Source organism: Marinobacter sp. bablab_jr008 (assembly GCF_016464145.1).
Taxonomy (GTDB): domain Bacteria; phylum Pseudomonadota; class Gammaproteobacteria; order Pseudomonadales; family Oleiphilaceae; genus Marinobacter; species Marinobacter nauticus.
Window position 1 is genome coordinate 177,239 of sequence record NZ_JACDWW010000051.1, and the last position, 20,438, is coordinate 197,676.

The following is a 20,438-nucleotide window of genomic DNA, read 5'->3' on the forward strand; positions in this document are numbered from 1 at the left end:
TCTTTCCGGCAGTTTCCCCCCTCGGGTTCTGCCGTTGATTCACCGATCAGGCGGTAACCATGACGTCCCAGAGTAATTCTCCCACTCCCGACCACCAACCCAGACCCTGGATCGACCTGCTGGTCAGCATCATCATTCCCTCGGTGATTCTGATGAAGTTCAGTGGTGACGAACACCTCGGCAGCGTCAATGCGCTGATCATCGGCCTGGCTTTTCCCCTGGGCTGGGGCCTGTTCGAGCTGGTGCGCTACCACAAGAAAAACTTCATCGCCTTGCTGGGCCTGATCAGTGTCGGCCTCACCGGCGGCATTGGTTTGCTGGAACTGGATGCCGGCTGGCTCGCCATCAAGGAAGCGGCCGTGCCCGCCGTCATTGGTCTGGCGGTACTGGTGTCTACGCGCACCAGGTACCCCCTGGTTCGTACTCTGCTTTATAACCCGAATGTGCTGGACGTGGACAAGATTCAGGCCTCACTGGAAGAAAAGAACTGCGTGGAGGAGTTTGAAGGGCGCCTACTTAAGGCCAGCTATTTCTTTGCCGGCACCTTCCTGTTCTCGTCCATCATGAATTATGTGCTGGCGAAATGGATTGTGGTGAGCCCTTCGGGCACCCAGGCCTTCAATGAGGAGCTGGGCCGCATGACCCTGGTGAGCTATCCAATGATTGCCATCCCCTCCATGGTGATGATGCTGCTGATTTTCTATTATCTCTGGCGCACCATCCGGCGCCTGACGGGGTATACCCTGGAAGAGGTGATGGCGCCACATCTGATTGAAAAGGAAAAAGAAAAGGAACGGAAGAGGGCACAGTCCGGCTCCTCAAAATAGGTTATTACAACACCGGTGTCCGGGTTCCCCGGACACCCATAAAAAAACGGTGGCATCCATAAGGAGCCACCGTTTTTTATTGCCAACAAGGTTTGTCTGATCAGATATCCAGGTTGGTTACTTCCAGCGCGTTGCTCTGGATGAAGTCCCGCCGTGGCTCCACATCATCCCCCATCAGTGTGGTGAAGATCTGGTCGGCGGCAATCGCATCCTCAATGGTAACCTTCATCATCCGGCGGGTTTCCGGATCCATGGTGGTTTCCCAGAGCTGATCCGGGTTCATTTCACCCAGACCCTTGTATCGCTGGATGTTCAGGCCACGCTGGGCTTCCTTCATCAGCCACTCCAGGGCGCCCTCAAAGGACAGCACAGACTGCTTGCGCTCGCCCCTCTGAATGTAGGCGCCATCCTCGATCAGCCCTTCCAGGGTCTCGCCCAGGCGCGCAATGGCACCGTAGGAAGAAGACTCAAAGAAGTCATGACTGAACACATGCTCATGGGGAATGCCATGCACAAAGATGGTGACTTTGGGCAGGTACAGGCCCCGTTCCTCATCGCGGGTAACGGAGAAGGTGTACTTGGTGCCGGTGCGGGTATCCAGATCCAGACCTTCACCCAGGCGCGCCACCCAACGGGCCACTTCAGCCTCTTCCTTCAGGTGTTCCGGCTTGAGCGTACTGTTGTAGACCATCTGCTGCAGTACCTTGGCCGGATAGGCCCGGGACAGGCGATCGATCATCGCCATCACTGCCTGATAATCCTTCACCATGGTTTCCAGGGCGGAATCCTTGATGGCCGGTGCTTCCGGGTTTACATACAGCTGGGCGCCTTCCAGGGCCGTCTGGGTCAGATAGGCTTCCTTCGCCTTCTCGTCCTTCAGGTATTGCTCCTGTTTGCCACGCTTGACCTTGTACAACGGCGGCATGGCAATGAACACATGGCCGCGCTCGATGATTTCCCGCATCTGGCGGAACAGGAAGGTCAGCAGCAGGGTACGGATGTGTGAACCGTCCACATCGGCATCGGTCATGATGATGATGGAGTGATAACGGAGTTTGTCCGGGTTGAACTCTTCGCGGCCGATGCCACAACCCAGTGCCGTGATCAGAGTGCCAACTTCCGCGGAAGACAGCATCTTGTCAAAACGGGCTTTCTCGACGTTCAGGATCTTACCTTTCAGGGGCAGGATGGCCTGGGTCTTACGATCACGGCCCTGCTTGGCACTACCACCCGCAGAATCACCCTCCACAATGAACAGTTCAGAGAGGGCAGGGTCTTTTTCCTGGCAGTCCGCCAGCTTGCCGGGCAGGCCGGCAATGTCCAGGGCGCCCTTACGGCGGGTCATATCCCGTGCCTTACGGGCTGCTTCCCGGGCACGGGCCGCTTCGATCATCTTGTTAACGATCTGCTTGGCTTCGTTGGGTTGCTCCTGCAGGTACTCCGCAAAGCTCTGATACAGTTCCTGCTCCACCGCCGTCTTCACTTCCGAGGACACCAGCTTGTCCTTGGTCTGGGAGGAGAACTTGGGATCGGGCACTTTCACACTGATGATAGCGGTCAGGCCTTCCCGGGCATCATCACCGGAGGTCGCTACCTTGGCTTTCTTGCCCAGGCCTTCATGATCAATGTAGTTGTTCAGAGAGCGGGTCAGTGCTGCCCGGAAACCGGCCAGGTGAGTACCACCATCCCGCTGGGGAATATTGTTGGTGAAGCAGTAGATGTTTTCCTGGAAGGCATCGTTCCACTGCATGGCCACTTCTACCGCAATGCCATCTTCCCGCTCACGGTTGAAATGGAAGACACGGTTGATGGCCGTCTTGTTGGTATTCAGGTGCTCAACAAAGGCCCGCAGACCACCTTCATATTCAAAAATCTCCTCCTTGCCTGAACGCTCATCCGTCAGGCGGATACGCACACCACTGTTCAGGAAAGCGAGTTCCCGCAGGCGCTTGGCCAGGATGTCGTAATGGAACTGGATATGAGTGAAGGTTTCCGGAGAGGGAATAAAGTGAACCTTGGTACCGGAGGCATCGGTTTCACCGACTTCGCCCAGGGGCGCATTAGGTACACCGTGGGTGTAGCTCTGCTCATAGACCTTGCCATCCCGGCGGATGGTGAGGGTCAGCGAAGAAGACAGGGCGTTGACCACAGACACACCCACGCCGTGCAGACCGCCGGAGACCTTGTAGGAGTTGTCGTCGAACTTACCACCAGCGTGCAACACGGTCATGATGACCTCGGCGGCCGAAACACCTTCCTCTTCATGAAGATCGACAGGAATACCGCGACCGTTATCTTTTACGGTAATGGATTCGTCGGGGTGGATGATAATGCCGATTTCAGAACAGTAACCAGCCAGAGCCTCATCGATGGAGTTATCCACCAACTCAAAGACCATGTGATGCAGGCCGGTGCCATCGTCGGTATCACCGATGTACATACCGGGCCGTTTACGCACCGCGTCGAGTCCTTTGAGGACTTTGATACTGGAGGAATTGTAGTTCGATTCACTCATTAAAAGAGACTCCTGGAGGTGAGCCCAGCCCTGGCGACAGACACGATCATTCGCGAACCCGCCCGGCTCAGCTATTCTTCCGTCAATTGTCCATGTTCCACGTGGAACATTCTGTATTCAGGTGTATCCCCATCGTGCCACAACGTGTCCGGTTCCGGATGCTCAATGGAGGTGATAAACACCTGACAACGCAGTTCCTGTAAGTTGCGAGCCAGCATAACGCGATGACGAACATCCAACTCGGCGTTGATATCGTCCAACAGAAACGTCACCTGTTTGCCAAGTTCACTCAACACCTTGCCCTGAGCAATCTTCATCAGGATGACCAGTGTCTTTTGCTGACCCCGCGAGAAGGTTTCCGCCACCGGACGACCCCCAAACTTCAGGCGGATATCCGCCCGGTTCGGGCCGTACAAGGTGTGGCCCATCCGGCGTTCCTGCTCGCGATGGTTGACCAGTACTTCGGTCAACGCAATGCTTCGATCCCAGCCCGGATAGAAGTCCATCTTCAGACCTTCCACCCAGGGCGCATCCAGCTCCGCCAACACCGATTCAAAAGCGATCTTGAAGCGTTGGAAAACAGTTTGCCGGATGTCACTCAACGACTCCGCCAAGGCGCCGTACTGGGAATCCCAGACCCGCATCAACGATTCGTCCAGTCTACCATTTCTCAGCATTTGATTCCGCTGTGACGTGACTCTCTGAACCTGTTGCCACAGGGAAGAAAAGGAAGGTTCCACGTGGAACACTAACCAATCCAGAAACTGTCGGCGTTTGCCCGGACCACCGGCAACAATGTCGAACACACCGGGATCAATCACCGAGACCGGCAAATGCATGGCCAGAAACGACAGACTGCGGACCGCCTCACCATCTACCCGCAACTGGGTTTCTTTCAGGCTGACGTCCCGGGAAATGCCAATCCTGTGCTCAACCGTTTCTGAAGACGCTTGCGCCAACAGACCTGAATCCAGTGCCCCGAAGACAGTCAGCTTTGACTGCCCGTGGGCCACTACTGCCTGATGCCGGCTGACCCGAAACGACCGACCAAGACCCAGATAGCCAATCGCTTCCAGAACACTGGTTTTACCGCTGCCATTGGCACCATAAAGAAGATTGAAGGACGGTGAAAATTCTACAGGCGCAGATAACAGGTTTCGGAAATGCTGTGTCTGGAGTTTGACTAGCGCCATAGGTTAACGGAGTGCTCAGGCTGAGAATTCGGACGACCAAAACGAGAAAGGGCGATACCGTTTCCGATATCGCCCTAGTGTACTAGAAACCCCGGTAGACCGGTTAATGAAGCATGGTTAGCCGTTCGTCCATGAACACATCCATCTCTGGCGCCAGGATGTGAACATAGCGGTCGAAATACAAGAACTGCTTGAGCAGCAAGGCGAATTCACGGGGGAAATGCAAACCATGACTTTCGCCAACCTTTACCATGTCCATCAGGATATTATTCACGTCGTCCTCGGCCTGTTCCGCTTGATAGGGCACATCATCCGGAACCATACGATCCATCTGACGATACAGACGCTGAAGATCCGCAGACAGATCGTCCACCCGCACGGTGTGCCGGGTGACGCCAATCCGGATCATGGCGTCGGCCATACCATCAAAATTGCCCACCATAATCGCGGAAATGAAATCACTCACGGCCTGCCAGGTATCCGGTCTGATACGCCCGACAATGCCGAAATCGATAAAACCAACCCGACCATCCTCAAGCACCATCAGGTTACCGGCATGAACGTCTGCGTGAAAAAACTCGCATTGGGTCAGGCTGGCAAACCAGGTGTTCATGGCGGTTATCAATGTCCGCTCCGGATCACGGGAAAAGCCTCGAATACTCTCAAGATCCGTTAATGGGACCCCGCGGAAACGTTCCATGGTCAGAATCCGGCGAGTACTGCAATGCTCGTACACCCGCGGCACGGTCGCGTCTTCATTGTGGGTGTTCTGCAGAAATTCCCGGAACACTTTCAGGTTGTTGGCCTCTTTGATGAAATCGCACTCTTCCATCATGGTTTTCTGAATTTCATCCACAATGCCGGACATGGAGGTCCAGGAAAGTTTCGGGGCCAGCGTCTCGAGCATTCGGGCAGACAGGTAAAGAAAGTTGAGGTCCGTCAGCAGAATGTTTTCCACACCCGGCTTCTGAACCTTAATCACCACTTCTTCACCCGTTACCAGGCGAGCAGCATGAACCTGGGCAATGGATGCCGAAGCCAGTGCAACCGGATCAATTTCCGAATACACCTGATCAATAGGGCGACCAAGCTCGTCCCGGATGATCTTCTTGATTACGCTGAAGGGAAGGCTCGGGGTCTTGTCGAGGCAGAACTGGAACTCCTCCACATATTCCTTGGGGAAAAAGGTCGGCGAGCTGGCAATAAATTGTCCCAATTTGATGTAGGTTGCGCCCAGGCTTTCGAAGGTCTGCCTTAACAATTTCGGGGCAGGGGGCCGATCGCCCCGAACCCAGTTTACCCCGGTGCGGCCAAGCACAGACAGGGTCTGACCGATCCTGAACGCGCCTTTGATTCCATTCGTTACAGCACCCATAGAGCCCTCCAAACCTGATTACAGTCGCATCGGCATGACAACATACAGGCAGCGGTTGTCGTTCTGAGCCTCAATCAGCGCACTGCTGTTGGGATTCGACAACGTAATCTTCACCTGGTCATCATCCAGTGCATTCATGACATCTACCAGATAGCCTACATTAAACCCGATCTGCAGTGATTCGCCCTGATACTCCACCGGCAACGCATCTTCAGCCTGTTCCTGATCAGGGTTATTGGCGAACACCTGCAACTGGTTGGGAGAAAGGTTCAGGCGCACACCACGGATGTTCTCGTGCGACAGAATGCCCGCCCGCTGCAGGGTACTTTTCAGCGTTGAACGATCCGCCAGTACGGTTTTGTCACCGCCTCGCGGGATCACCCGGTTGTAATCCGGGAACTTGCCTTCAATCAACTTGGAGGTAAAGGTATAGCTGCCCACCGTCGCCCGCAGATGATTGTCACCGATGACCAGCGTAACCGGCGATTCTTCATCATCCAGAAGCCGGGCCAGTTCCAGTACACCTTTACGAGGCACAATAACCTGCCGCAACTCCGGACATCCGGTATCCAGATCGAACTGGGCCATGGCCAGACGATGACCATCGGTAGCCACAACCCGGGCATGATTAACATCCACTTCCAGCAACAACCCGTTCAGGTAATAACGCACATCCTGCTGGGCCATAGCGAACGCAGTGGCATCCAGCATGCGACCGAGCTCTTTCTGGGGCAATGCCAGGCGGAAGCTTTCCGGCTCATCTTCAACATTAGGAAAGTGCTCCGCTGGCAGCGTCGACAGGGTGAAGTGGGAATTGCCAGAACGCAGATGCAGACGATCGCCTTCCAGTGCCAGATCGATAGGCGCCTCATCCCCCAGAGCCCGGCAGATATCCGCCAACTTCCGCGCCGGAACCGTGATACGACCAGGCTGATCCACATGGACTGGTGCTACCCGAGCCACCAGCTCCACTTCCATATTGGTACCGGTCAGTGTCAGCGTATTGTCTTCCGCTTCCAGCAGGACGTTGGACAACACCGGCATGGTCTGTTTCTTTTCCACAACGCCCGCGATGCTTTGCAGCGGGGTGATCAGTGATTCACGGCTGATGGTCAGTTTCATGGCACTCGGCTTCAGTTATCGGAAGTGAATGTATGTGTTGTTCGTACGGGCCACCTTCAATCAGGTGGTCAGCAATCTCATAAAATTCTGATAATCCTCACGGATACCGGGATCGGTTTCCTGCAATTCAACAATCTTTTTACAGGCATGCAGAACGGTGGTGTGGTCACGCCCACCGAACGCGTCGCCAATCTCAGGCAGGCTATGGTTGGTCAGTTCCTTGGCCAGGGACATAGCCACCTGGCGCGGCCGGGTGACTGTGCGAGTGCGGCGTTTGGACAGCAGATCCGCGACCTTGATCTTGTAGTATTCCGCCACCGTTCGCTGGATATTATCGATGCTCACCTGCTTTTCATGCAGGGCCAGAAGATCCTTGAGGCTCTCACGGATAAACGGCGGGGTAATCTCCGAGCCAGTGAAGTGAGCATTCGCTATCACCAGACGCAGCGCCCCCTCAAGCTCACGAACGTTTGAGCGGATCTTCTGTGCAATAAAGAACGCGGCCTCACTGCTGAGTTTCACATTGGCCTGTTCCGCCTTCTTCATCAGGATCGCCACCCGTGTTTCCAGTTCCGGAGGCTCGACCATCACCGTCAGGCCCCAGCCAAAGCGGGATTTCAGCCGCTCCTCCATATCCGAGATTTCTTTCGGGAAACGGTCACAGGTCACGATCACCTGCTGGCCACCTTCAAGCAGCGCGTTAAAGGTGTGGAAAAACTCCTCCTGAGAGCGTTCCTTGCGGGCAAAAAACTGGATATCGTCAATCAGCAGCGCATCCACCGACCGGTAATAGCGTTTGAACTCATTGATGGCGTTCAGCTGCAGTGCCTTGACCATGTCGGCCACAAACCGTTCCGAACGCAGATAGGCTACCTTCGCGCGCGGGTTGCGACGCACAATCTCATTGCCAATGGCATGCATCAGGTGGGTTTTACCCAGGCCCACGCCGCCATAGAGAAACAGCGGGTTGTAGGCACCACCGGGGTTTTCTGCCACCTGCATGGAGGCAGCCCGGGCCAGCTGGTTCGATTTACCCTCGACAAAGGTATCGAAGGTAAAGGTTTCGTTAAGAAAACTCTGGTGTTTGATATCACCTTCTACCTGCACCGGACGGCGCTCGGCCTGGGCCTTGGGTGCCGGCGCAGACATCGCTCTTGGTGCTGAATCCGCAACAGTAGCCGCAACACTTCTTTCTTCTTCCGTAACGGTCTGCTCGGTTTCTTCCGAGACCCGGACCGGCGGCGCCACTTCGGAGCGAACCACCGGATCTGTGGGCTTGGGCGCAGAGCCCACTTTCATCATGACTCGTGGCGCCTGACCACCATTCAGATCCTTCAATACTTCTTCTATACGGCGGAGGTATTTTTCATTGACCCAGTCCATCACAAACCGGTTCGGGGCAAACAGCATGAGCTGCCCCTCCCGGTGATCAGACTGAAGGGGTCTCAACCAGGTATTGAACTGCTGTGCGGGAAACTCATCCCGGAGTACTTCAAGACATTGATGCCACATACTGTTCGGCACGACCGCCTGCTCCCGAAAACCTGACTGATAAGGCACCGTTAAACCAACGCCAACCGGTGCCTGAAGTGACCGGAGATTCTAACCTGCACGAGCCTTCAGTAAAAGGCCGGAAACCTTTGTCATAAACACCCTGTGGAAACTTTTCTTTATATTTTTCAGATTGTTTCAGACATATCTACAGCCTTGTGTACAGAAAATGTCTGAAAAAAAGTTATTCACAGAAGCTTGTGCAAACCCGGGGGTCAGTCCTGTGGGAAAGATCTTAAGGGATACTTGCATAACTCGGTTCACCATCACCTATCCCACTTGTGCACAATCCGTGATGACGAAATCCACAGGGCTCACCGGTATCTGTCACAAGCTTTGTCATGGTGTTAATTTCATGATTAATAAAATGAAATTTCTCTTATCCACAGAAATCAAGGTGCCTAACAACAGTAATAAATATCTTTGAAAGAATTTTAAAAAGACCTTACAGATTCTATTAGTCGCCATGTCGGTTAGTACCCATGCCAGAATCTTGCCTGACCAAACCATAACCATTGAACTTGCACCGGTATTTGACTAGAATGCCGCTCCTGTTTTGGCTGTCTATTTTCCAGCCACTGATCAATGTCCATCGACGATTTGTGAGAACATCACCATGAAAAGAACATTCCAACCGAGCGTCCTGAAGCGCAAGCGCGTTCACGGTTTCCGTGCCCGTATGGCGACAGCCAATGGTCGCAAGGTACTGTCTCGTCGCCGTGCCAAGGGCCGTGCACGCCTGTCTGCGTAATCTGAAGCCTGCCTCATGAAGGCCTTGACGTTTCCGAAGTCTCACAGACTGTTGAAACCTTCGGATTACAGCAGGGTCTTCAATGACGTAACGCTGAAAGTTCCGCACAGGAATTTTCTGATCCTGGCCTCTGCCAACTCATTGGGACACGCCAGGGTCGGATTGATCTTCTCCAAGAAGAATCTTCGGCTCGCCGTTCAGAGAAACCGGATCAAGCGTCAGGTAAGGGAAACCTTCCGGCTCCAACCAGATCTGCCAGGCCTGGATATCATTGTGCTCGGCCGCCAAGGGTTGGATCGGCTGGATAACGATACGGTCCGTTCCTCACTGAATGATCTTTGGCATCGGGTAAAGAAAAAATACCGGCAGTCCACGCCTGATCAATCCGTCGGCAATCCCAGAGGTACGGAGTAATGCGTCAACTCCTGCTCTTGCCCATCCGGTTCTACCAATATGCCATCAGTCCGATGATGGCCAGCCATTGCCGTCATTACCCTACCTGTTCACAATACGCCGTCGAGGCCATCCAACATCACGGACCTCTTAAAGGCGGTTACCTGGCTACAGCCCGACTACTCAGGTGTCATCCCTGGGCAGAAGGCGGTTATGATCCGGTACCGGGAACGGAACTGAATACGGCGCCTCGCTCCGGCCAGGCCTGCAATCCGACAGAAAGCACTCATTCCACTACTCAGACCAGACACTAAGTTTATGGATATTCAACGCATCGTTTTGTTTGCCGGCCTCGCCATTGTCAGTTACCTGATGGTACTTGCCTGGAACGAGGATTATCACCAGCCTCAAACAGAACAGGTTGCCGAGGCGCAATCTTCCTCAGACAGCAGTGCTACCAACAGCACCGATGACATGATCCTGCCTGAGGATAACAACGCAGGCGGTGAAGAGTTTGCAACGCCGGAGACCGGCTCACTGGCGTCAACCTCCGCCAACAGCGATCAGGATCTGGCAGATCGTTTTATTACCGTGACCACGGATGTTTACGAACTGAAGATCGACCGCGTAGGCGGTAATGTGGTTGACAGTTCCCTGTTGCAATACGACGAGTCTCTGGACAGCGAACAGCCACTGAAACTGCTGACCAATACCCGCACCCGCACCTATCTGCTGGAAAGCGGCCTGATCGGTCGCGATGGCCCGGATGGCAGCCAGGCCGGTGAAGCTCCGGTATTTCAGGCAGAAACCGGCAGTTACCAGTTGGCGGAAGGGGAAGATGAACTGACCATCGACCTGGTGTACACCACTGACAGCGGTGTAGCCATCACCAAACGCTATCATCTGGCCCGCAACAGCTATCAGATTGATGTCAGCTACCTGATCGACAACCGTTCAGAAAGCCCATGGCAAGGTAACTTCACCGGCAAGATCGTGCGTGATCAGGCGCCGGATCCGACCTCCCAGGCCAGCATGGGAATCCGGGCTTATCTGGGCATGGTGATCAGTACCCCGGAAGATCCGTATGAGAAGTACGATTTCGAGGATCTGTCAGAGAAGCGCGTCAATCAGTCGGTCACTAATGGCTGGCTGGCCTTCCTGCAGCATTACTTCCTGACCGCATGGGTACCCGAGCGGGACCAGAAAGCCCAGTTCCAGACCACCCGACGGGGCGATCTCCATGTTATGGGCTTTGTTTATCCTGCCACGACGGTAGCACCGGGTGAGACCGCAGAAGTGGGCGCCACTGCTTATGTCGGTCCCAAGATCATTGATCGGCTGGAAGCTCTGGCTCCGAACCTGGATCGCACCGTTGATTTCGGCTGGCTGTTCTTCATTTCCCTGCCGCTGTTCTACATTCTTGAATGGTTCTATGGTCTGGTCGGTAACTGGGGTGTCGCTATCATCCTGCTGACGGTGTTGGTAAAAGCGGTGTTCTTCCACCTCTCCGCCACCAGCTATCGCTCCATGGCAAAAATGCGCGCGGTCGCTCCGCAACTGACCCGGCTGAAAGAGCTCTATGGCGACGATCGCCAGCGCATGTCCCAGGAAATGATGGCGCTGTACAAGCGCGAGAAAATCAATCCGCTCGGGGGCTGTCTGCCAATACTGGTGCAGATGCCGGTGTTCATCTCGCTTTACTGGGTACTGTTTGAAAGTGTCCAGTTGCGTCATGCGCCGTTCATACTGTGGATTCAGGATCTGTCCCAGATGGACCCGTACTTCATCCTGCCAATCCTGATGGGGGCCAGCATGTTCATCCAGATGAGCCTGAACCCGACGCCCCCGGACCCCATGCAGGCCAAGATCATGAAGCTGATGCCGCTGATCTTCACCGTGTTCTTCCTGTGGTTCCCGGCCGGTCTGGTTCTGTACTGGCTGGTGAACAACATTCTTTCGATCTCCCAGCAGTGGTACATTACCCGCAAGATCGAAGCGGAAACGGCAGGCAAGAAGTACTGATTTAACAGTGCTTCTGACCTGACAAAGGCTCCCTTGTGGAGCCTTTGTCATTTCTATTTCAGGAAAATCAAGATGCAGCCAGCGACTGACACCATTGCCGCCATCGCCACTGCCCCGGGCCAGGCCGGGGTGGGGATTGTCCGGGTGTCCGGACCCAGGGCCATGGCCATTGCCCGCACCATGCTGGGCTTTGAGCCAAAACCCCGATACGCCCACTACGGCCCGTTCCGGGATCGTCAGGGAGAGCTGATTGATGAGGGCATCGGTCTGTACTTTCCGAACCCGCACTCCTTTACCGGCGAGGATGTGTTCGAGCTTCAGGGCCATGGGGGTACGGTGATCCTGGATATCCTGTTGCGGGAAGTCTGCAGCCTGGGCGCCCGGCTGGCCCGGCCCGGTGAATTTTCCGAAAGAGCGTTTCTCAATGACAAGCTGGATCTGGCTCAGGCTGAGGCCATTGCAGATCTGATTGAAAGCAGCTCGGAACAGGCGGCCCGCTGCGCCGTGCGTTCCATGCAGGGGGTGTTCTCCAAACGTGTGGATAACCTGGTGGAGGCCATCACCCATCTGCGCATCTACGTGGAAGCGGCCATCGATTTTCCGGAGGAAGAGATCGATTTCCTGGCCGATGGCAAGGTTGCTTCTGACTTGCAGGGTCTGCTGGAGCAGGTGCAGCAGATTCTCGGTGAAGCCCAGCAAGGCACCATTCTGCGGGACGGCATGAAAGTGGTTATTGCCGGCCGGCCCAATGCCGGCAAATCCAGCCTGCTGAACGCCCTCGCGGGTCGGGAGGCTGCGATTGTCACCGCCATCGAGGGCACAACCCGGGATGTGTTGCGGGAACATATCCACATCGATGGTATGCCGCTGCACGTTATTGATACTGCCGGCCTGCGGGACAGCCCTGACGAAGTGGAACAGATTGGTATTGCCCGGGCCTGGGAAGAAATCCGCCAGGCCGACCGTATTTTGCTGATGGTGGATGCCACCACCACCGACAAAACCGAACCCCATGAAATCTGGCCGGATTTTATTGATCAACTGCCGAGGAGCGCGCCGGTGACGGTGATCCGAAACAAGGTGGATCTGTCTGGCGAACCCGTTGGCATCAGCGCAGAGCCGCATCAGACCGCCCCGGTGATTCGCCTGGCAGCAAAAGCCGCGGAAGGCCTGGAGGTTCTGCGTGAGCATCTGAAAGAATGCATCGGCTTTGCCAGTACCACCGAAGGTGGCTTCCTGGCCCGGCGTCGGCACCTGGATGCCCTGGAACGTGCCCGGGATTCCCTGCTACAGGGCCAGACCCAGCTGGAAGGTTACGGCGCCGGCGAATTGCTGGCCGAAGATCTGCGGGCCGCTCAGGATGCCCTGGGGGAAATCACCGGGCATCTGACGCCGGATGAGCTTCTGGGTAAGATATTCAGCAGTTTTTGCATCGGGAAGTGAAACGGCCAAAAAGATCGAAAAGCATCCAATTAAATACAAATAACTCATTGTTTTATAACGAAATTTATTCTATGTCTTTGCAGGTAGTTTGATCCGTTTTGTCCCCTCTTGCTCCGTGTGTGCTCCGAGTATAAGTTTTCGGAGCACTCGGAGCACAAAAGGAGCAAAACATGAAAATCACTATCCAGAAACGTGAACCAGACAAGAACGGCCACCGTGCCTTGCGACTGGTCTACTATCACGGTTCCAAGACAGGGCAGAACAGTTCTCGAGCGCAAAAGCGCTCATATGAGCCTCTGAACCTGTTCCTCTACGACAAACCCCGCCTTCCGGCGGAGGGTGAGCACAACAAGACCGTGAATCAGAAGGCTGAGGCCATCCGGGCAAAGCGGCTGTTGGAAATCGAGTCGTCACGACATGGATTGGATGACCGGACCAAGCTGTCTGCCAGCTTCTTCGATTACTTCGACCAGTTGACCGACGAGAAGGCCTCGGGCAGCAAATCCAACCATTCGATCTGGATCTCCACCCGTCATCACCTGCACCGCTTGCCCTTGGCGAAAACCGTCTTGTAAGCATCGATTGCGGCCAGTGCGAAGCGAATGAGCAGTGCGACCACCCAGAGCACGAGCAAGAGATACCATGCGTAAAGCGCTGCATCGGTGCCCCTAAAGACAAGCTCCACAACGCCGATCCCGGCGAGCCCCACTGCTACTATTTTTGTCACCCTCACCATGGTTTCAGTCCCGATAGCTCTTTACTTCGAAGCGACCAGAACCTGAGAAAATGCAAGCTTTGCCCGGGGTCAGGCCGCAGAGGCTTGCCCGGCCAGCCATGGCAGTTTCACCTTGCTGTAGGCATCATTTTTCATCGCCCTCAAATCCTCCGTGTCCAGGCGTGAAACCAGCCACGAAGTGCCTTGATATCGTACTCGAGGATAGTTGGATGGCTGGAATAAGCCATGAGGGAGCTCGTCCTCATCGCCCAGCCCGGAGATCGATACACCAGTCATGCAGTCGCTATCGATTTTGGCGTCTTCAAGCGGCAACAGCGCGAACTCAAGTTCATCATACCAGTCACTCATGTTCTGGCTCCTTGAACATCAGTCGCTGTCCCTGCTCGTACAGCACAGGGTACGGCAGCGGCTCGCCATCCTGGATGACGGTGCCGGGAGTAAAATACACTACCATCCAGGATGGTAAGGCGCCACTGACCGTGCGGTAGAACTCGTCCACAGGGAAGCTGAGTTGCTCACCTGACTGCCGGAAAACAAGGCGGGAATAATTCTCTGGATGATTGGCCGCAATGTTGCAGCTTTCAGGCTCAGCGCCTTCCACGTAGGCCGGAGACTTCCAGAGATTCGGCGTTTTGATGTTGTATGCCACCACACATTGACCAGCACCGCATCCATGCTCAATGCTTTCAATGGACCAGAGCATCAGTGGATGGCCGTCAATCTCAGGCGTTTCCACGTTACTGAGTTTGGTGGCACTCAACGCCATATCATTGGCAGCTAGCCGGATGGCCTGGTCAACCAGATCTACATACTGCTCATAGGACTGAGCCTCTGAAGTGGCCATCGACGCAGGCATCCATCCCATCAGGCTTGGTCTCGCCGATGGATTGTCCGGTGTCATCAGGATGTCGGTAGCGTTGAACAAAAACGTCTGGCTACCCGATAGATGTCGAAGCGGTGCATCGAATGAGGTCGCCAGGCTGGCGAGATCCAGTAATGGCACCAACATGCCTTTATTGTAGGAGCGGGTACCATCCTCAGAATCCCGCAAGTCCATATCGTAGATGCTGCGCCGCAATTACGCGAAGTGAGGTATGGGCACAGAGTTGCGCCGCGCTATGGGATATCCGGTGTTGCATTGGGAAAGGTTTGTCGCAAGGACAAGATACCTTTGCCGCCACGTGGGTACTGGGCAAAAATCAACGCCGGACATTCACCGAAGAAAATTCCGCTTCCTACCGCTAAGGAGTTTGAAAATTACTCCCTGCCTCTCAGTCGATCACGCACTTATAACCCCAATAATCCTGATGCCTCACGGAAAAAAGCCACAACAGCCCAAGAACGTATAGGCTTTGTTGATGTGCCAGATCTGCTCGAATCTCCACATCCTTTGATAAGGAAAGCATCCAAGCGACTGAGGCAAAAAGCCGGATGGGACAACTACAAAGGACTGCGTTCAGCGCCGGGAGAAATTTTTGCTTTCGAAGTGACTAGAGATGTGATCGATAGAGCATTATCGATAGGCGACACACTGATAAAAGCGCTTGAACGTCAGGGTATGAAGGTTTGGGTGGACCGTGAAAAGAGTCGTACCCTGATCGGACTGGACGAAACGTCGTTGACCATAGCAATCAGCGAGCATATCGCCAGGAGCAAGCATGAGGTAACCGCAGCAGAGAAAAAAGCAATTGAACGCTGGCAACGTTCTCCGAATCGCTGGGGAACCGGATACCACTACCCAAGGCCACCTGACTACGACTATCACCCAACCGGAAAATTGACGATTTCGATCGGCGGTTACCCATCCAGAAGTTGGGGGGATACGCCGAAAACTCTGTCATTGTTTTTGCTGACTACGAAACTATATCTGATAGGATCTGCCAAAGATTGAAAAGCTTGGTCATCGTGCTTGACGGATTCAGGGGTAGGGGGCAAATATCAAAACAGAAGAAGAGCTTGCAGCCATCGCATTGAGGTTATCTGAGCTTGAAAAGGAAAAAGCGGCCCTACTTTCCCGTAGAAACGAGCTTCATCGAACTGCAAAACAATTCAAGTCAGTGCAATTGCCCCCCGATCAAAAGGCCGAGCTATTCCGGAGTTTCTTTCGCGGCAGACAGGATATCTATGCGGTCCGCTGGACGGGTTCCAGTGGCCGTTCCGGCTATGCCGTGGCCTGCGAAAATGAATGGGTTCCGAGCACCTGTCAGAAACCCCGGATCAAGTGCGGCGAGTGCCCGCACAAAAAATTCAAGCCTCTGGATTTCGATGCAGTGTATGGCCACCTGTCTGGCAAACATGTCGCAGGGTTATACCCTTTGTTGCGGGACAGTTCCTGTTATCTGCTGGCTGTGGATTTTGATAAGGAGAACTGGCAGGCAGACGTTCTTGCGCTGGCCCAGGCTTGTCGTGATGAAGGTGTCCCTTATCTTGTAGAGATCTCCCGGTCGGGTGCGGGTGCCCACCTATGGATCTTCTTTTCGGACGCCGTTCCGGCCTGGTCCGCGAGGGCTTTGGGGTTCAAGCTGCTGGACAAAGCCATGGAATGCCACCCGAGCCTGTCCTTCGATTCTTATGACCGGCTATTCCCCAACCAGGATATGATGCCCGATGGTGGATTTGGCAATTTGATTGCCCTTCCGCTTCAGCATGAGGCGCGAAGTCGTGGGTGTACTGTATTCGTCGACGATAAGCTAACTCCGTATCCGGATCAGTGGGCGCTACTTAGTCAGCAAAAGACCGTTTCGCCGGCTCAGCTTCGAGATATGGTTGGAAATGAGCCTGATTCCGATGCGATAGCAGACGTTGCGTTGCCGTGGGAACACGCTTTACCGGTCGATACAGGGATAATTTCCGGATGTCCCGAGAACATCACGCTTACCCTGGCCAATCACATTTATATGAAGTTGTCAGATATACCAGGGACACTGGCGGCCCGAATAAAGCGCATGGCGAGCTTTGCCAATCCAGTATTTTTCAAAACCCAGGCACTTCGATTTTCAACTCATGGCATCCCTCGTTACATATCCTGTGCTCGGATTGAGCAAGGTTATATCTCGGTACCGAGAGGCTGTTTCGATGATCTTCAGGTATTGTTGCGCGAACAGGGAATAACGGTAGAAATCGATGACCGCAGAATGCCTGGCCAGTTGCTGCCGGAAGTCAGCCTGAAAGCAACGCTGCGTCGTGAACAGAAAAAGGCTGTGACGGCACTTGCCGATCACGATACCGGAATACTTCACGCTCCGACCGCTTTCGGGAAAACCGTAACCGCTATTGGCATTGTCGCCAAGCGGCAGGTAAACACGCTGATCCTAACTCACAGTCGTCAGTTATTGGATCAATGGAAGGAGCGCCTGGAGACCTTCATTGAGGGTGCATCCGTGGGTGTGATTGGTGGTGGCAAAAAGAAACCTACTGGTCAGATCGACGTTGCCACCTATCAAAGCCTGATCAACAAGAAAGATAATACGGTCTCAAGTAAAGTCCGGGAATACGGGCAGGTCATCATCGATGAATGCCATCACATTTCAGCTCCCCGTTATGAAATGCTGCTTAACGAAGTCAGCGCTCGATACGTTGTAGGCCTTACCGCAACGCCTGACCGTCAGGATGGCCACCAAAAAATCATGTTTATGGTTGCGGGGCCCGTTCGTCACAAAGTCAGGCCTGAACATGGGTCTAAGTTTGTCCAGCGTGTCATCGTTCGAGAACGTCATGAAACGCCACCGACGGACATTTTTCAGAATAATGGTGAACGACCACACATAGCATCGGTTTACCGTTGGCTCGCCCAGAGCACTGCGCGGAATCAGGATATTGTTCAGGATGTCTTACGCTGCGTGCAAAACGGGGCCAACTGTCTTTTGCTGACCGAACGACGAGAGCATGCCGAGACGCTGGCAACATTGTTGGAAGCTGAGTCGATATCGTCGGTTGTTTTGCGTGGCGGGATGCGAGTCAAGGAACGCCGGGCTGCCGAATCGCAACTACACGAAGCTCAGGTTATTGTTGCAACCGGAAAATACATTGGTGAAGGCTTTGACTTGCCCCGGCTGGACACTTTGTTTCTGGCCCTGCCCATAGCCTGGAAAGGAACACTGTCGCAGTATGCTGGCAGGATTCACCGGGATGCCGACGGCAAGCAGAAAGTCACTGTTTACGACTACCTGGACAACAGCCTGCCAATGCTTGAACGCATGTTCCGAAAGCGCGAGAAAGGTTATAAGGCGATGGGATACCAGTTTTTCCAATCCGATCAGCAAACCCGGCTGCTGTAACTTTCCAAAGAAAGGGGAAACATGGCTGAAACAAAAAGTGCTTCAGGCCTGCTTTAGTGGCAGCACATGAGGCTTTACACGTTTCACATTTTTCGCTTCCTGCTCATAGGCACGATGACGAACATCCCATAACTCAACGGCGTGCTGAATATTCAGCCAGAACTCCGGCGTATTCCCCAAAGCAGCTGCAAGCTTGATGGCCATAGGTGCTGTCAGCGTGCCTTTGTCATGCGCAATCCGACTGAGTGTATTTCTGTGCACACCCATTGCTTCGGCAAGTTCACTGATTTCGATGTTCATCGGCTCCAGAAACTCGGTGACCAGCATTTCGCCAACGGTCACTGGACGACGTTTTGTATTCCTCATTACCATAACCTCCTCTAGCCCTTGTATACATGCGGGTCTAGATATGTATCTTGGGCGGTGCCATCTTCCCAGCGAAAAATCAGGCGATACTGCTTGTTAACCCGAATGGAACACCATCCAGAAAGGTTTCCCTGCAAATGTTCAAAACGGTTACCCGGCGGAATCCTCAAGTCTGACTCCTGCGTCGCGGCATCCAGAATCTGAATCTTTCTGAACAGAGCGCCTTCAATAGTACTGGGTATTTTCTTGTGGCTTTGGTCTTCGTCGTAGAACGCCTCTAGCCATATATCCCTGAATTCAACCGCCATAGTTACCTGATCGCTTTTTAATCATTCTATGCACAATAACGTTGTGCGTCAAGTCCGTTCAAAATGAGAACAGATCCGTTTAGAAAACGATGTTACTATAATTTTGTTTGGCAGAAGGCGCTGAAAGAGCGATCTCAATGCACTGATTTCATAGAGATAAAAGCGTATACAAGGCTCCCAGTTTCCCACTTATCCCAGTTTAAACTGGGTCGTCAGGAGCCGATGAAGAGGAAATTTGCCAATAGTTACACTTTTTTTCGCAAATTTCTGCACTCCGATTGTGCTCCGAAAAATTTACAAGCTATTGTTTTTAAACGATTTGATATATTCTGTATCGGAAAATAACAAGGACTCACCATGACCAACTCTCTTACCCGCTCCACTTCCTGGCTTATGGCTCTGATGGCCGCTGTCCTGATGTCTGGCTGCAGTACCGTTTACTACAACGCCATGGAAAAACTGGGGTTTGAAAAACGCGATATTCTGGTCGACCGGGTGGGCGAAGCGCGGGATGCCCAGAGTGATGCACAGGAAACCTTCCGCTCATCCCTGGCACGGTTCCAGAGTGTGGTGGATACCCCGGATACCGAGCTCAAGACCAAATACGAAGAAGTCCGGGATGCCTATGAAGACAGTGAGGACGCTGCCGAGGAGGTACGTGACCGCATCGATGCGGTTGAAGATGTTTCCCAGGCTCTGTTTGAGGAATGGGAAGCCGAACTGGACCGGTATGAAAGCGCCTCCCTGCGCCGGAGCAGCGAGCAACAACTGCGGGAAACCCGCAGCCAGTATGACCAGCTGATTCGCCGGATGCATCAGGCCGAAGCGCGCATGGAGCCGGTGCTGCAGGCCTTTGAGGATCAGATGCTGTATCTGAAACACAACCTGAATGCCCAGGCTATCGGTGCGCTGGAAAATGAACTGGGCCGTATTCGCAGCGATGTGGATACCCTGATCCGCAACATGGAAGCCTCCATTGCCGAATCGGAAGCCTTTATCCAGCGTTTCCGGCAATAGCGGTTCCTTACGAAAACAAACAGTTTATCTGTAAAACAACGTCAAAAGCTCGGGTAAACTCCACCACTGTCTCGTTGTGCCGCTGCCTGTGCAGCGGACTAAGTCATTCGTGGTAAAGGAGATAACCCGTGCGCAAGTTGGCCCTCTGGATTGCAGACCAGTTGGCCGGGCCTTATTTTGCGTCCCAGCAGGATGTGGAAGGCTTGGTTCCGGTGTATTCGTTCAACAAGACCGAACTGTACCTGGCCATGAACATGGAAACGCCGGACGAGGTGATCCAGAAACTGAATCAGGGCCTGGAAACCATCAAGAACAACGGCATCTATGAGGCTATTGAGACCAAGTACGGTCTCTGATCAAAGCGTCGCTCTGTTGCAGGAGGGGAAGCCGATGGCTTCCCCTTTTCGTTTGCCCGGCGAAGCTGGCAAACCCGGCCATCTGAAAGAAGATGGCGTCACCCCGACTGAGGGGAAGACAATCCGACTGGCAAGGGCGTCACTGGCCAACGGTGGGGTCTGAAGGAAGCCATAGGAAGTTAACGG

General features: G+C 53.9%; 20 protein-coding genes and 1 pseudogene. 12 read left to right on the forward strand and 9 right to left on the reverse strand.

Going from position 1 to position 20,438, the window contains the following annotated elements; genetic code table 11:
* Window positions 1-59 precede the first annotated feature (59 nt).
* Window positions 60-827, forward strand: coding sequence for a VC0807 family protein (locus tag JIF53_RS06220; protein WP_199452074.1), 768 nt, complete (start codon window positions 60-62; stop codon window positions 825-827).
* A 100-nt stretch (window positions 828-927) separates the two neighbouring features.
* Here the strand turns inward: JIF53_RS06220 and gyrB are convergent, their stop codons facing one another.
* The 5 genes from gyrB to dnaA all read right to left on the reverse strand — a co-directional run bounded on the left by gyrB (window position 928) and on the right by dnaA (window position 8,556).
* Window positions 928-3,342 (reverse strand): DNA topoisomerase (ATP-hydrolyzing) subunit B, encoded by a 2,415-nt coding sequence (gene gyrB, locus JIF53_RS06225; RefSeq protein WP_113879386.1) that lies wholly within the window; start codon window positions 3,340-3,342, stop codon window positions 928-930.
* 71 nt (window positions 3,343-3,413) lie between these two features.
* Entirely contained in the window at window positions 3,414-4,535 is a 1,122-nt protein-coding gene (gene recF, locus JIF53_RS06230) for a DNA replication/repair protein RecF (protein ID WP_199452075.1), read from the reverse strand.
* 103 nt (window positions 4,536-4,638) lie between these two features.
* The gene (locus tag JIF53_RS06235; RefSeq protein WP_199452076.1) at window positions 4,639-5,910 is read right to left on the reverse strand and encodes an ABC1 kinase family protein; all 1,272 of its coding nucleotides are present in this window, start codon (window positions 5,908-5,910) and stop codon (window positions 4,639-4,641) included.
* A gap of 18 nt (window positions 5,911-5,928) precedes the next feature.
* Window positions 5,929-7,032, reverse strand: coding sequence for a DNA polymerase III subunit beta (gene dnaN, locus JIF53_RS06240; protein ID WP_023011914.1), 1,104 nt, complete (start codon window positions 7,030-7,032; stop codon window positions 5,929-5,931).
* 60 nt (window positions 7,033-7,092) lie between these two features.
* A complete protein-coding gene (gene dnaA / locus JIF53_RS06245) occupies window positions 7,093-8,556 on the reverse strand; it encodes a chromosomal replication initiator protein DnaA (RefSeq protein ID WP_011783582.1) in 1,464 nt (487 codons plus the stop codon).
* Between the two features lie 643 nt (window positions 8,557-9,199).
* Here dnaA and rpmH point away from each other — a divergent pair.
* From rpmH to JIF53_RS06275, 6 genes are all read left to right on the forward strand, one after another.
* Complete coding sequence (gene rpmH, locus JIF53_RS06250) at window positions 9,200-9,334, forward strand: 50S ribosomal protein L34 (RefSeq protein WP_008940054.1); 135 nt, start codon at window positions 9,200-9,202, stop codon at window positions 9,332-9,334.
* Window positions 9,335-9,349: 15 nt separating this feature from the next.
* Window positions 9,350-9,748: a ribonuclease P protein component gene (gene rnpA / locus JIF53_RS06255; protein ID WP_011787298.1), complete on the forward strand. Its 399-nt coding sequence runs from the start codon at window positions 9,350-9,352 to the stop codon at window positions 9,746-9,748.
* Entirely contained in the window at window positions 9,748-10,041 is a 294-nt protein-coding gene (gene yidD / locus JIF53_RS06260; protein ID WP_011787297.1) for a membrane protein insertion efficiency factor YidD, read from the forward strand. The genes rnpA and yidD overlap by 1 nt, the downstream gene beginning before the upstream one ends.
* Before the next feature lie 4 nt (window positions 10,042-10,045).
* The gene (gene yidC / locus JIF53_RS06265) at window positions 10,046-11,749 is read left to right on the forward strand and encodes a membrane protein insertase YidC (protein ID WP_199452077.1); all 1,704 of its coding nucleotides are present in this window, start codon (window positions 10,046-10,048) and stop codon (window positions 11,747-11,749) included.
* Window positions 11,750-11,821: 72 nt separating this feature from the next.
* Entirely contained in the window at window positions 11,822-13,192 is a 1,371-nt protein-coding gene (gene mnmE, locus JIF53_RS06270) for a tRNA uridine-5-carboxymethylaminomethyl(34) synthesis GTPase MnmE (protein WP_199452078.1), read from the forward strand.
* Window positions 13,193-13,362: 170 nt separating this feature from the next.
* Entirely contained in the window at window positions 13,363-13,767 is a 405-nt protein-coding gene (locus JIF53_RS06275) for a hypothetical protein (RefSeq protein WP_199452079.1), read from the forward strand.
* 230 nt (window positions 13,768-13,997) lie between these two features.
* Here JIF53_RS06275 and JIF53_RS06280 read toward each other — a convergent pair whose 3' ends face one another.
* Together JIF53_RS06280 and JIF53_RS06285 are read right to left on the reverse strand one after the other, a co-directional pair.
* Window positions 13,998-14,276, reverse strand: a complete 279-nt coding sequence (locus tag JIF53_RS06280; protein ID WP_199452080.1) for a hypothetical protein — start codon at window positions 14,274-14,276, stop codon at window positions 13,998-14,000.
* Window positions 14,269-14,994, reverse strand: a pseudogene (locus JIF53_RS06285) (hypothetical protein); the annotation flags it as partial. The pseudogene JIF53_RS06285 and the gene JIF53_RS06280, both read right to left, overlap by 8 nt.
* 72 nt (window positions 14,995-15,066) lie before the next feature.
* Between JIF53_RS06285 and JIF53_RS06290 the strand changes: the two are divergent.
* Both JIF53_RS06290 and JIF53_RS06295 read left to right on the forward strand, forming a co-directional pair.
* Window positions 15,067-15,819, forward strand: a complete 753-nt coding sequence (locus tag JIF53_RS06290) for a hypothetical protein (protein WP_199452082.1) — start codon at window positions 15,067-15,069, stop codon at window positions 15,817-15,819.
* Between the two features lie 79 nt (window positions 15,820-15,898).
* On the forward strand, window positions 15,899-18,205 hold the full coding sequence (locus JIF53_RS06295; protein ID WP_206769508.1) for a TOTE conflict system archaeo-eukaryotic primase domain-containing protein: 2,307 nt from the start codon (window positions 15,899-15,901) through the stop codon (window positions 18,203-18,205).
* Window positions 18,206-18,247: 42 nt separating this feature from the next.
* Here JIF53_RS06295 and JIF53_RS06300 read toward each other — a convergent pair whose 3' ends face one another.
* Both JIF53_RS06300 and JIF53_RS06305 read right to left on the reverse strand, forming a co-directional pair.
* On the reverse strand, window positions 18,248-18,571 hold the full coding sequence (locus tag JIF53_RS06300; RefSeq protein ID WP_199452083.1) for a HigA family addiction module antitoxin: 324 nt from the start codon (window positions 18,569-18,571) through the stop codon (window positions 18,248-18,250).
* 14 nt (window positions 18,572-18,585) lie between these two features.
* Window positions 18,586-18,879: a type II toxin-antitoxin system RelE/ParE family toxin gene (locus JIF53_RS06305; RefSeq protein ID WP_044628576.1), complete on the reverse strand. Its 294-nt coding sequence runs from the start codon at window positions 18,877-18,879 to the stop codon at window positions 18,586-18,588.
* A gap of 357 nt (window positions 18,880-19,236) precedes the next feature.
* On the opposite strand from JIF53_RS06305, the gene JIF53_RS06310 reads away from it, so the two are divergent.
* The 3 genes from JIF53_RS06310 (at window position 19,237) to JIF53_RS19585 (ending at window position 20,415) form a co-directional block, all read left to right on the forward strand.
* Complete coding sequence (locus JIF53_RS06310; protein ID WP_199452084.1) at window positions 19,237-19,896, forward strand: DUF2959 domain-containing protein; 660 nt, start codon at window positions 19,237-19,239, stop codon at window positions 19,894-19,896.
* A gap of 128 nt (window positions 19,897-20,024) precedes the next feature.
* Window positions 20,025-20,252: a hypothetical protein gene (locus tag JIF53_RS06315; protein ID WP_228285482.1), complete on the forward strand. Its 228-nt coding sequence runs from the start codon at window positions 20,025-20,027 to the stop codon at window positions 20,250-20,252.
* Window positions 20,253-20,286: 34 nt separating this feature from the next.
* On the forward strand, window positions 20,287-20,415 hold the full coding sequence (locus JIF53_RS19585) for a hypothetical protein (protein ID WP_266096870.1): 129 nt from the start codon (window positions 20,287-20,289) through the stop codon (window positions 20,413-20,415).
* Window positions 20,416-20,438 lie beyond the last annotated feature (23 nt).